General features: G+C 63.3%; 10 protein-coding genes. 6 read left to right on the top strand and 4 right to left on the bottom strand.

From position 1 onward, the window contains the following. Positions 1 to 103 precede the first annotated feature (103 nt). Positions 104 to 1,219, bottom strand: coding sequence for an XRE family transcriptional regulator (locus tag ACFYOW_RS24465; protein WP_387291529.1), 1,116 nt, complete (start codon positions 1,217 to 1,219; stop codon positions 104 to 106). Further along, positions 1,216 to 1,707 carry a hypothetical protein gene (locus ACFYOW_RS24460; protein WP_387291527.1) on the bottom strand — a complete coding sequence of 164 codons (492 nt, stop codon included), beginning with the start codon at positions 1,705 to 1,707 and terminating at the stop codon, positions 1,216 to 1,218. The genes ACFYOW_RS24465 and ACFYOW_RS24460 overlap by 4 nt, the downstream gene beginning before the upstream one ends. A 451-nt stretch (positions 1,708 to 2,158) precedes the next feature. On the opposite strand from ACFYOW_RS24460, the gene ACFYOW_RS24455 reads away from it, so the two are divergent. The 4 genes from ACFYOW_RS24455 to ACFYOW_RS24440 are packed head-to-tail and all read left to right on the top strand — an operon-like array spanning position 2,159 to position 8,851. After that, entirely contained in the window at positions 2,159 to 2,554 is a 396-nt protein-coding gene (locus ACFYOW_RS24455) for a hypothetical protein (RefSeq protein ID WP_387291525.1), read from the top strand. Beyond that, positions 2,554 to 3,147: a hypothetical protein gene (locus tag ACFYOW_RS24450; protein WP_387291523.1), complete on the top strand. Its 594-nt coding sequence runs from the start codon at positions 2,554 to 2,556 to the stop codon at positions 3,145 to 3,147. The genes ACFYOW_RS24455 and ACFYOW_RS24450 overlap by 1 nt, the downstream gene beginning before the upstream one ends. Positions 3,148 to 3,149: 2 nt before the next feature. Then, positions 3,150 to 8,456 carry a putative T7SS-secreted protein gene (locus ACFYOW_RS24445; protein ID WP_387291521.1) on the top strand — a complete coding sequence of 1,769 codons (5,307 nt, stop codon included), beginning with the start codon at positions 3,150 to 3,152 and terminating at the stop codon, positions 8,454 to 8,456. Then, the gene (locus ACFYOW_RS24440) at positions 8,453 to 8,851 is read left to right on the top strand and encodes a hypothetical protein (RefSeq protein ID WP_364346834.1); all 399 of its coding nucleotides are present in this window, start codon (positions 8,453 to 8,455) and stop codon (positions 8,849 to 8,851) included. Before ACFYOW_RS24445 ends, ACFYOW_RS24440 begins: the two co-directional genes overlap by 4 nt. 438 nt (positions 8,852 to 9,289) lie before the next feature. Here the strand turns inward: ACFYOW_RS24440 and ACFYOW_RS24435 are convergent, their stop codons facing one another. Both ACFYOW_RS24435 and ACFYOW_RS24430 read right to left on the bottom strand, forming a co-directional pair. Further along, positions 9,290 to 10,213 carry an SUMF1/EgtB/PvdO family nonheme iron enzyme gene (locus ACFYOW_RS24435; RefSeq protein ID WP_364346836.1) on the bottom strand — a complete coding sequence of 308 codons (924 nt, stop codon included), beginning with the start codon at positions 10,211 to 10,213 and terminating at the stop codon, positions 9,290 to 9,292. A gap of 65 nt (positions 10,214 to 10,278) precedes the next feature. Next, positions 10,279 to 11,058: an aminotransferase class IV family protein gene (locus ACFYOW_RS24430; protein WP_387291519.1), complete on the bottom strand. Its 780-nt coding sequence runs from the start codon at positions 11,056 to 11,058 to the stop codon at positions 10,279 to 10,281. A 198-nt stretch (positions 11,059 to 11,256) separates the two neighbouring features. Between ACFYOW_RS24430 and ACFYOW_RS24425 the strand changes: the two genes are divergently transcribed. After that, a complete protein-coding gene (locus ACFYOW_RS24425) occupies positions 11,257 to 11,595 on the top strand; it encodes a hypothetical protein (protein ID WP_387291517.1) in 339 nt (112 codons plus the stop codon). Next, positions 11,595 to 11,816: a hypothetical protein gene (locus tag ACFYOW_RS24420; protein WP_387291515.1), complete on the top strand. Its 222-nt coding sequence runs from the start codon at positions 11,595 to 11,597 to the stop codon at positions 11,814 to 11,816. Before ACFYOW_RS24425 ends, ACFYOW_RS24420 begins: the two co-directional genes overlap by 1 nt. Positions 11,817 to 12,012 lie beyond the last annotated feature (196 nt).

The raw sequence follows: 12,012 nt of genomic DNA, 5'->3' as shown, positions 1-12,012 counted from the left end.
TCAGGGTTGATTTTTGAGCGACTCTTGCGATCTCTGGATGGGCGATTCGGTCGTTAGCGTTCGCTAGCGCCGATCGCCGTAGAAGTGGTTCAAGGAGCGACAGTCAGTGGGGAGACGGTACTGCTGCGAGCGCGGGCCGGGCGGGAGAACCGGTGGCCTGCCCTGTGCCGGCGAGTGGCGTCATCGTCAAGCCGAACATGTACTCGGTGAGTCCATCTGGTGGAAGGCCGAACTCTGTGGCGATGTCGCGGATAGTCATACCTTGAGCGCGCAGCGCCGCGATCACCTTCCCTATCACCTGGGAGCGCTCGGGCACGAGCCGGGAGCCTGGTTCGGCGCTGCGGTACCCTCGCTGGCCGAGTTCGACGCACACAGACCGATGCGTCCAGTCGGTTAGTAAGCCGAGGGTGTGGAGGCGGTGGGTCAGTGCTATCGCGGAAACGTGCCAACGAGATTTCGCGCGGATGATCTGGGTTGCGGTTGCATTATGTAGTCCTGCGGCGAACACGCTGTCGCGGGGCATGAGGAAGGCGGCGGCGAATCGATTGGCCTCGGTCTCGGCATCTTTGCCGTGTGGTACGCCGTGTTCGGCATGGAGACACAGGTGCCCGAGTTCGTGTGCGGCATCGAAGCGTAACCGCTCAGCGGTTTTGCTGGTATCGAGAAAAGCGAACGGGGTGCCGCTGCGGTAGAAGCTGAACGCGTCGACGTCTCGGAAGTCGGCGGCGATGCTGAACACGCGGATTCCGTGCAACTCCATCACCGGGAGCAAGTTCTTGATCGGTCCGGTTCCGAGTTCCCAACGGGCCCGCAATGTGTCGGCGGCGAGTTCGGGATCCCATTCGGTGAAGGTGGGAACGTTGTTGGCGGGCAGCGTGAATCGCTGTTCGATCCAGCGCATGATCGCGACGCCCTGTTCGCCGGCGGTGATGGCCCGATCCCGCTCGCGTGCGCTCATTTTCGTCAGTGCCCGGAAGCTGACGGCGCCGACGGGAAGTGGTTCGACCTCGTCGAGAGTGAAGAACTCCGGGCGTACGCGAAGTTCGCGCGCCAGGTCGGCCCACCGCTCACGGGCGGGTTCGTCGGTGCCGGTTTCCCAGCGGTGCACAGTACGTTCGGTGACGTTCAGTGCCGAGGCCAGGTGTGTGCGCGCCATTCCCCTGCGCTTGCGTGCGAAGACGAGGCGGGATGGCACGAATCGTGGTTGGTCAGAAGTCATTTCGGGAAGACAGGAACATTCGGAACATCCGAGCCGTCTTCGTCGTCGGCGTCGATGACGACGTCGGTGACAAGGTGGTACGGCTCGAGGATGATGCGCTCACGCCAACCCCGAGGATAGCCCTGCGAATCGAGGCCGCTCGGCGCGCTGATCTCTAGCCGGATCTCCTCGCCGACTTGCCGGTAGAGCATGTACCACAGTTCCCAAGCGCCTTCGGCCGTGGACGCTGTTGGGAAGCCCGGATCGATCGCGTCGAAGCCTTGTGCCACAAACCGGGTCGCGTTAGCGAAGGCGCACTGGCCCTTCGGCCATTCGGTTGTCAGTTCCGCAGTGGTGCCTGGGAGTCCGGTGCAGGTATTGCCGCGCGCGAACGCTATGGCCAGTCCCTTGTCGATATGGACGGTGCGGGCGACCCCGTCCTTCTGATCGATCTTCCAGCCATGAGGCAGCAGGACAGAGCGGATCGCAGCGACTCCATCGTCGTGCATGCGCCGACCCCGCGATCCTGGTGGCGCGAGCGGGCTGACTGATTGGGCTGCGATGACGGCAGGGTGAATGATGCGATCATGAACGTCGTTCTCCGACAGGTCGAATCGCCGCAGTGGGTTGCGATCCGGCCGTGGAGACGACATCTGGTGCAGGACTGCCACGTGCCGCCTTTCGCTCGGGTGCGTCCGGAAACGTTACCTCATTTGAGGTCGAGAAAGCGGACGCGCCGCGCCGAGGCCCTGAAGCATTGTTCGCGTTGTCAATTGGGTTGACCGAACTTGGCGGAAGACCGGTAACCGAGCTGCATTCAACTGGACAGATCCGATCGGCCTGGCTGCCAAAGTGACTGGGACCGCTTTCCTGGTAACCGTTCTGGTCGGTGGTCGTCGGTATGCTGCGAGGACTGACCTGGTGAGTGGCTGATGGATCGCGAGCGGGGGTTGTTGAGCGATGTCCGACTTCGACGGTGGTGCCGCGTTGCGGTCGGAGATCGCGGCGTTCTATGAGGGTTTCGGGCAGCCTGGGGTACTAAGAGAGGCGTTTGGGAAGGCGCTGCTGGTGGTGCCGTTGATCGATGGGGACAGGGTGTTTACCTCTCGGGTCGGTGGCGTCGACTGGATTTGTGCGTTCACCAGTGTCGAGGAGTATGGCCGCTACATGACCGCTCGCGGGGTCGATCCGGACCAGCAGTACCGCTATCACATGCTGCTCGGCAGCCGCCTCGCCGAGTACGCGGCAAGCCGATCTGAGCCGACCGGAGTTGCTGTCGATATGGTGGGCACAGCGCCAATGGCGTTCCCGCCGAACGTTTCCGAGACCTCCCTCGCTGGTGATGGGAACCGCTGATGGGTGAGCAGCTGAATGTTGATCCGGTGGTGTTGCAGCAGGCCGCGGATGGGATCACCGGTGTCATCAGTGAACTGTCCGATCTCGGTGTCGGCGAGACGGGGGCGATGGGGCGTGGGTTTTCGCTGTTGACGTTGTCGCCGATACAGGCGGGTAAGTCCTCGGTGCAGAACGCATTCGAGACGTTCACCGAGCGGTGGTCGTGGGGTGTGCGGGCGTTGGTGCAGGCAGGCAATGCGATCGCGCAAACGTTGGGGTTGGCGGCGGGCCGCTATCACATCATGGATGAGAAGTTCTCGAACACGTTCAAGGAGATCGCCACCCATCTGATCGGGAACCCGCATCTGTCGAACGAGGAGATCGACAAACGGTCGTGGGGAGAGACTCTGGCCGATAACCAGTACAACCAGATCCGCAACCGCGACTACAGCGCCGAGTCGTTCCAGAACGCGTTCAACCAGATCGGCACCAACATCGAGGTCATCCAGGCGGTGGGCCCGGATGCGCTCGCTGGCGCAGTGCCCGGGGTTCACTGGAATACCGGGGCGGCGGAGCGGGCCGCTGAGATTCGTAACGGGCAAGGGGGACAATAGTTTTGGGGATCGGGGATTTCGTCAACTCGGTCGGTGACGCGATCGAGCATGGCGTCGAATCGGTCACCCAGAAAGCGGGCGAGCTCGCCGATTCCGGGTTGGACGCCGCCGCCACGCTGGCCCGCAATATCGGTGCGGACGGGGTCGCGGAAGGGCTGGACGATCTCGGTGACAAGATCGCCGACCTGGCCGGCGGCGAAATCCACGAGCGTGAACTCGGACAAACCAAGGATCCGAAAGAACTGATCCGCGGTGAGCCCTCAGCGATCCACGATGCCGCCGAAGCATTGCAGAAGATGGGGGATTCGATCGGGCAGACCGGCGATGCCCTGCGCACCGTGAACACCGCGGACTGGACCGGGACCGCAGCCGAGGAGTTCCACACCGAGTTCGCCAAACAGCCCAAGCTGTGGTGGGAAGGCTCGGACGCAATGCACAAGGCGTCCGGCGTCCTCAACAGTTGGTATTACGAGGTCACCGCCGCCCAAACCAAAGCCGCCGACGCGATCGCACGATGGGATGCCGCCGAGGTCGAGGAAACCAACAAGAAAACCCAGTGGAACGCGCTCACCGATGAGCAGAAACGCAAAACCCCCCTGGTCGACACATGGACGTCGATACGCAACGAAGCCCGCGAGATCCTGCGCGGCGCCCGCGCCCAACGCGACAACGCCGCGACCTCAGCCGCGGCAGCACTTGCGGCGGCAACCGAGTCCGCGCCGACCGAGCCGCCGTTCACCGAACGCTGGACCGACAACGTCTCGGACCTATCGGGGGCCCTCGATCAAGCGAAACTGAACTTCACCTCCGGGCTTTTGACCAGCTTCTCCGGGATCGTGCAGTTCGTTCGCCAGGTCAGCCCACTCGACGCCTACAACCTCACCCACCCGGCCGAATACTTCTCCAGCATGTCGGATCTGGGCACCGGACTAGTGGTCGCCGCCGCCGATCCCGGGGCGACGACATCGGCGATCCTGTCCGGTGCACGCAAGAACCCCTCAGAATTCTTGGGCTCGCTCACCGGAGACCTGATCACCACCGTCGGCACCGGCGGTGCGGGCGCGGCCAAACCCGCCCTGTCGGCGTTGGACAAGGTCGGCGACGTCTCCAAAGTCACCAAAGCCACCCACACCGTGGCCAGCGCGGCAGAACACGCTCCACACCCCACGCTCAGCACACACACGCCGAGCGCTCCCACGTCTCACGCTCCTTCGTCGACACCACATGAGCCGGGCACACCGACGGGCACCCACCCGAGTATGACCGAGCCGGGCACCCACCCCAACACGGCGACCGAATCCCCAACTCAACCGGGAACCACCGACCCCCATCCAGGCGACACCACGTCCCAAACCCCCTCGCACACTACAGAACCCGCCGCACCTCGACCGGACAACTCGGATCCCAACCACACACAGCCGGAGTCACCATCGGCGGCACCGCATCCAGACACGAATCCGGCTCCTCACAACACTGATTCGCCCACCACAACCGAGCACGGCGGTGACCCTCCACAGCAGACCCATGACCCGAACCCGACCCACACGGACGGGCATGGAGGGGACGGCGCGACCCCCGGCGGTCACGACGGCCCGAGCCCGGATCATCAACAGTCTCACCACGACCAGTCTGTGGACAACACTCCGCAGGGCCGCGCCGAGGCCGACCAGGGTGCTGGTGACGCGGCGCGCGAAAACGGCGCGGACAGCAACCAAACCCCGAACGAGAAAACCTGCGACCGAGATCCCGTCGATGTCGCCAGTGGCGAATTCCTCCTTCCGGAAACCGATCTCGACCTGCCCGGAGTCCTGTCGCTGGTGTTGGAGCGCACTCACCGCTCGAGCTACCGGTATGGCCGCTGGTTCGGTCCTTCCTGGTCGGCGACCTTCGACATCCGTTTAGTCGTCGAGCACGAAGGTGTGACCTTCCTTGGGCAGGACGGGATCATGCTGGTCTATCCGCACGCCGCGGCTGGTGTGGCGGTGGAGCCGATCACCGGTGGGCAGCGGTGGACGTTGACTCGCACCGACACCGGCGGCTATCGGCTCTGGGATCAAGGTCGCGAACTGATCTGGCATTTCGCTCCAGAACCGGTACTCGGCGTCCTCGAATCCCGGCTGGGGAACTACGCGATCTCGGCGATTACCGACCGGCACCGTAACCGAATCCGCTTCCACTACAACACCGACGGCGCGCCGATCGAGGTCTCGCATTCGGGCGGATATCGAGTCCTCATCGACACCGCGGCGGGCCGGGTGACCGGACTGTCGGTCAGCAGTTCCGGCGACAACAGTGCTGAAACCGCCACGCGGGTGCGGGAATTCGCCTACGAGTTCGGTGAACTCGCGATGATCACCAACGCCGTCGGCGCCATCACCCGTTACAGCTACGACACTGAACACCGGATGACCTCGTGGACCGATTCAAACGGCAATCAGATGGTCAACACCTACGACGAGTCCGGTCGCGTCATCTACCAGCGCGGCACCGCCGGTGTGATGAACTGCGACTTCGACTATCTCGAATTCCCCGACGGCACCGGCAGCCTCACCACCGTCACCGACTCCTTCGGTGCGGTCACCAGCCACGGCTTCGACCGGGACCGTCGCCTCCGCGACCTTGTCGACCCGGCAGGTGTTCGTACCCATATCGACTACAACGCCGACCGCAACCCGCTGAAAGTCGTTGCTCCCGATGGTGGCATCACCCGCTACAAGTACACCGCCGAGGGTGACGTCGCCGAAATCACCCGCCCCGACGGCCACACCGTCGAGATCGAGTACCTGTGGCGCAACCGCCCCACCCGAGTCATCGAGGCAGACGGCAGTGTGCGACAACAGGAATGGGACGACACCGGCAATCTCGCCGCCGTCATCGACCCGGCGGGCACCCGCACCGAATACCGCTACCACCCCAATGGCGCTATCGCCCAGATCACCAACGCCGACGGTGCCCGCACCACTATTGAGGTAGATCCGGCCGGTCTTCCCATCCAGACAACCGACCCGAATGGCGCGATCACCCGCATTGAACGCGACCACTTCGGCAGACCGATCCGAGTCATCGACCCCCTCGGCGGCCACACCTGCTATGCGTGGGCTCCCGATGGAAAACTGCTGCAGCGCACCGATCCCGACGGTCACACCGAATCCTGGACCTACGACGGTGAACGCAACCTGCTGACACACACAGACCGCGCAGCCAACCTCACCCGCTTCACCTACGGTGCCTTCGACCTGCTGACCTCCCGCACCGAGCCCGACGGGTCGACCACCCGCTACACCTGGGATGCTGAACGCCGCCTCACCACGGTCACCAACCCCCTGGGCCACACCTGGACCTACGACCACGACCTCGCGGGCCGTCTGATCGCCGAAACCGACTACACCGGCGCCACCACCCACTACACCCACGACCGCACCGGCCGCGTCGCCACGATCACTCCTGCCACCGGCGTCACCCGCCACCACACCCACGACATCCTCGGTCGCCTCACCGAAATCACAGCCGACACCGGCGAATGGCTGCGCTACACCCACGACCCCGTCGGGCGCATCCTCACAGCTGTCTCCGGCAGCGGAGGGGACTCGATCCACACCCTCGAATTCGGCTACACCCCAACAGGCCACATCGCCACCCAAACGCTCGATCATCAACGCCCGATGCGGCACGACTACGACCAACTCAGCCGCCGCACCCGCCGCATCACCCCCTCCGACGCGACCACCGACTGGCACTACGACTTCACCGGCCGTACCCGCGCAATGACAGTCGACGGCAACAACGTCCAGTTCACCCACGACCCACTCGGTCGTCTAACCTGTTGGCGCATAGGTGAAATCGCGGTCACCCGCGCTTTCACCGCGGTAGGGCGCCTCACTCACCAGGACGTCACTGCCTACCCCGGCAGCTCACTCGACCTCGGCCCGTCTACCCGCCCGAGCCCACACCAGCTCCGGCACGACGAATACACCTACCGCCCAGACGGATACCCCACCAGCCACATCCTCACCCACCCCGACACCGACCCGGTGCTTCGCGAATACACCCTCGATCCCGCAGGCCGCGTTACCACCATCACCCGCAACGGCACCCTCACTGAGCAATACACGTACGACCGTCTCAGCAACATCACCAGCACCCTGCCCGCGCAGGCCTCCGGCGAAGGCGCCGTTGCTCTCACCGCTCCAACAACACCGGCTACCACTCACGGTTCACATCCCACACTGGAGACCCACGATCACCGCGAATACCAGAACAACCTCCTCATCCGAGACGGCCGTACCCGCTACCAGTACGACGAGTCCGGCCGCCTGATCCGCAAAACCACCACACGCCTGTCCCGCAAACCCGATATCTGGCACTACCGCTACAACGCCTTCGACCAACTCACAGACGTCTGGACCCCGGACCACCAGTGGTGGCACTACACCTACGATGCCCTCGGTCGCCGCACCACCAAACAACACCTCGCCGCCGATGGCGCCATCCTCCACCGCACCGACTACACCTGGGACGGCACCCACCTCATCGAACAGACCACCGACGACAGCTCGAAACGGTGGCAGTACCAACCGAACTCCCACATCCCCATCACCCAGACCGCCGACCAAACCCGCGTCGACCGCGAGTTCTTCGCAATCATCACCGACCTCGTCGGCACCCCCACCGAACTCATCGATCCCGCCACCGCGACCAACACCGCCACCGCGTACACCGATCTATGGGGCAACACCACCTGGCCAGAACAAGCCGAAACCCCACTCCGATTTCCTGGTCAGCAGCACGACCCCGAAACCGGTCTGCACTACAACCTGCACCGCGTCTACGACCCGCGCACAGGGCGGTTTCTCACAGCAGATCCTATGGGTCTCGCACCGGGCCCCAACCCCATGGGCTACCCTCGCAATCCGGGGCTGTGGACCGACCCGTTGGGGCTGGTGCCCTGTCGTAATGAGGACGGATCGTTCCAGTTCCGTGAGCCGAATCCGGCTCACCCGCCGAATCCTCAACTCGATGATTTGATGCACAAGAAATATTCGGAAAGCTACGACTGCTCAGAGATCGCGCAGGACATGCTCTCTAGAGCCGATGGGGTTGGGAGCATCATACGTTACGAACCAACAGACGGGAGCCTCCTGCTCACGCCCGAGAACGCCGGGCGTGTAACCCAGGAGTACGTATTCCATGAGGTATATACAGATGGTCGTTATGTTTACGATCCAAGGCTATCGGTAACTCCGATTCCTTTAGGCGACTTTGAGAGAGTGATCAAATGCCTAAACCCGGGAGTGAGGTGGTCGGGATGACCAGCGCAGCCGACCGACCGTCCAAACGTATACTCTCCACGCTTGCGATTCTCGGCGAGGTCGAATGGGCTCGAATTGATATGGGTTTCGATGACTTCTCCCCCCGGAGGACTCCGCCATTCATAGTTTGGCGCTACAAGTCTGAATCCAGCGATACACCCGAGTTAATCCGATCTGGCGTACGATCCTATCGCGGCGAGATCGACTGGAATGTCGATAAACCAGGTCGCAACTGGATCATCCAGCCGATACGAGTCGCCTCGGGCACTCCGGAATTCCCGGGGATGGAGGGGCGCGAACTGTTAGACGCCATCGCGCAGAGCGATCCAGAGTATTGTGAATCTTCGATCCGAGATTTCCAGAATTTATTCGAGTATCTGTCCCGTCTATGGTGAGGTAGTAACCATGAATAAGGATGAGGTGGTTACTGCGACTTCTGGCAAGACTTCTTTTATTACCGTAGCCGATCGTAGACGGCGCTCCTCGCAAAGTTTCGCCCACATTGTCATAAACGCGCCCAACCTCTGAACGGATGGATTGCGAAAGCCCGGACGTCGAACGGATCGGCCGCCTTCTCGCCGAATGGTTCCCAACCCGGAAAGCAATGACAGCCGTGGAAGATTTCGAACGCGCCGATCAAGTGGTTTGTTTCCTCGGCGAATGCATAATCGCGATACGCGCCGACATCCGATCCGCCGTGCCTATTTCTCGAAGCCCATGTAGATGTCCTTGCCGGTACGCCACTGGCTCTTGTGCAGGAATTGCGGGTCGATGTGTTCCTCGGCCTCAATGACTCCGGCCGCGGTCGACGTCAAGTGTGATCTGACGGTCGACTAAACTGGCTCGCTCACGAGATTTCCTGTGACGCAACGGAATCCGGTGTCGTCGTCGAGCATCCCGCGCGTGGCATCGTTGAATGCTGCTGGTTCGCCTCGGTCGAACGGGCTGGTGAATGCCGAGCCTTTGAGCTCGAATCGGTCGGTGGTGGTCTCGGTGGCCGTCCATTCCCAGGTGTTTCCGACGAGATCGTAGATGCCGAATGGACTGACTCCGCTGGCGTAGGTAGATACCGGCGTCGTGGTGCCGGGCCCGGAGCCGCGGACATTGCATTTGGCCGGGGTCGGCTGGTTGCCCCAGGGCCAGGTGTTGCCGCGGGTGCCTCGGGCGGCTTTCTCCCATTGTTGGCTGGTCGGCAGAGCTTTGTGGGCCCATTGGGCATAGGTGTTGGCGTCGTCCCAGCTGACCCAGACCACGGGGTGGTCGGCGATGTCGCGGGGCGGGGTCGGGCCGTCCCAATGCTGGGGCGTGGAATGTTGGTGGGCGGCAACGAATCGCGCGTAGTCGTCGTTGGTGGTCGGGAAGACATCCATCCAGAATCCGGCCACCCACACGGGTTGGTCTTGTGGTCCGGCGAGGAAGATTCCTTCGGGTACCCAGGTCATGAGCTTGCCGTCGGCGGGATGGCGGGTGTTGGTGCGTTGCTCGATGACGTCGGTGTCGCGAGCGTCGCTCAGGGCGGTGGGAGATATCGCTTCGACGAATCGGGCGAGTTCGTCGTCGTTGAGGCGCGACAGGATGGTGTCGAGGGCTGCTTGGTTCACGGGGCGGGGGCGGATGTTCGCGCCGCCGGCTTCCCAGCGGGAGATCACCCGGGGGTTGACGCCGATATGCGCTGCGAATTCGATCAGACTCATCCGTCGTGCGTCTCGCAGTGCGGCTGCTTCGGAGCCTGTCCAGCTCCGGACCACGATGGCCATCGAGTGTGTGCTCCCTTCCCCGAGCGTAGGGTCTGAGCCTAGTCGCAGCGGTGGTGCGGTGCGCGTCAGATGCGTTGCGGGGGAATGGATTCGTATTCCGCGCGGAGCCGGTCGATCAGCTTGTGGTCGACGGGAAGGTCGATGTCGTCGATGCGGGCGATTGGACGCACACCGACCGCGGCGTTGGTGGCGACGGCCGCGTCGACGTGCGGCAGTTCGGCCAGGGTGATGGGTTTGACGACGACTTCCTCATCGAGGGTCTGGCTGAGCAGGCGCATCGTGATGCCGGGCAGCACGTCGGCCTGCGGCCAGATCAGCTGGCCGTCGGAGATGACGCCGATGTTGGACGTCGCGATCTCGGTGATGGTGCCATCAGCGGTGGTGAACAGGACATCGTCGGCGCCGTCGCGTTGGGCGAGGCGGCGCTGGTAGAGGGCGCCGAACAGGCCGACATGCTTGGTTTTGGGTAGGTCGCGGGTGTAGACCGCCGACCGCAGAGTCATCGGGGTTTGCGGGACGGCGGGCGCTTCACGCCAGGTCACCAGGATCTGAGGGTCGGCGTCAGCACCAGGCCTGCCGAGGGCGATATGCGGGTCGAACACGGTGACCCGCACGACGACTGCGGCGTCGGTGTCGGCCACGGCGCGGCGGATGAGGTGGCGCACGCGCTCGGGGTCGAGTTCGGCGTCGAACACCGTGCGGCAGTCGCGGGTGAGCCGGTCCATGTGCTGGCTGAGCCCACGCACAGCGCGATTCTCCACACGCATGGACGTGAAGTGCCCGTACCCGACCAAACCCAGCGCGGCGAGCTCGGACTGACTGATCGGCGACCCGTTGAGTTCCATGCGGCCAGTGTGTCACCGAGGGCGCGTCGCGAAAGCGTGGCCCAACGCCGAACGTCAGTGAAAAGTCAGTGCAACGACATTCAGCGACAGTTCCGGGCAGGCGGTTGTGCGCCGATTCTGAGGTCCATGAAAAACACGGATCGCGGCAGCCGGGGTTTTCAGTCCGATCAACCAACCCTCCGCAGGGACCGAACCATCATGAGATCACCCGCAGCAATGGGCTACATCCGTCGTGACGAATCCGGCACACGCCAACCGTGGGACGAGACCGAAATCCGGCGCGCTGCACAGGATTTGGGCTACAACCTGATCAAGACAGTCGTGTTCGGCGACGACACGGACCATCCGGCGATGCGCCTGCGCAACGTGTCCCGCAACATGACCCGGGTGTGCGGGGTGGAGATCTCGGCCGTGCTGATCCCGAACCTGAGGCATCTTGACGGTGACGTGGGGCCGGTCATCGAGTGGTGTGACGAGGTGATCACCGTGGAGGACGGTGCGAGCTACAGCCGCCTCGGATCACATGTCATCGCCTGATGCTGGGGTGGCAACTGGGCCTGGTCATCGTGGTCACGCTGCTGTTCGCGGGAGCGATTTCCGGTGCCGCGTGGCTGATGTACCAGGACCGGGCCGATGACGAGTTGGACAGTCAGAGCACATCGACATACGACACCGCCGACTACGCCGACCTCGGTGTCAGTGCAGCCGAAATTCTATCCAGGCTCGGACCTGAGTACGACGCCCCAGACGACCAGTGACCAAAGGAGCTACTTCGATGCCAACATCGCACGACGCGCCACCGCAGTGGCGGAAGGTCCTCGATGCCGAGATACGGCCGTGGCTGGAGGAGCACCGCGCCTGTGAAGCCCTCGAAGGCGGCACGACATCGCAGGCGTGCTGCGCGAAATGGTGGCTGCTGCAACAGCATCAAGCACGCGGATTGACGTTTCCCGA

It is taken from the genome of Nocardia sp. NPDC006982 (genome assembly GCF_042869435.1).
GTDB lineage: Bacteria > Actinomycetota > Actinomycetes > Mycobacteriales > Mycobacteriaceae > Nocardia.
The sequence above is the reverse complement of the archived record's forward strand: the minus strand, read 5'-3'. Positions and strand labels throughout refer to the sequence as shown.

What these genes read in the sequence shown, in the direction of transcription:
- ACFYOW_RS24420 (WP_387291515.1), top strand. Translation starts at nt 11,595, where the DNA reads ATGCTGGGGTGGCAACTGGGCCTGGTCATCGTGGTCACGCTGCTGTTC.
- ACFYOW_RS24425 (WP_387291517.1), top strand. Translation starts at nt 11,257, where the DNA reads ATGAGATCACCCGCAGCAATGGGCTACATCCGTCGTGACGAATCCGGC.
- ACFYOW_RS24450 (WP_387291523.1), top strand. Translation starts at nt 2,554, where the DNA reads ATGGGTGAGCAGCTGAATGTTGATCCGGTGGTGTTGCAGCAGGCCGCG.
- ACFYOW_RS24455 (WP_387291525.1), top strand. Translation starts at nt 2,159, where the DNA reads ATGTCCGACTTCGACGGTGGTGCCGCGTTGCGGTCGGAGATCGCGGCG.
- ACFYOW_RS24435 (WP_364346836.1), bottom strand. Translation starts at nt 10,213, where the DNA reads ATGGCCATCGTGGTCCGGAGCTGGACAGGCTCCGAAGCAGCCGCACTG.
- ACFYOW_RS24430 (WP_387291519.1), bottom strand. Translation starts at nt 11,058, where the DNA reads ATGGAACTCAACGGGTCGCCGATCAGTCAGTCCGAGCTCGCCGCGCTG.
- ACFYOW_RS24460 (WP_387291527.1), bottom strand. Translation starts at nt 1,707, where the DNA reads ATGCACGACGATGGAGTCGCTGCGATCCGCTCTGTCCTGCTGCCTCAT.
- ACFYOW_RS24465 (WP_387291529.1), bottom strand. Translation starts at nt 1,219, where the DNA reads ATGACTTCTGACCAACCACGATTCGTGCCATCCCGCCTCGTCTTCGCA.
- ACFYOW_RS24440 (WP_364346834.1), top strand. Translation starts at nt 8,453, where the DNA reads ATGACCAGCGCAGCCGACCGACCGTCCAAACGTATACTCTCCACGCTT.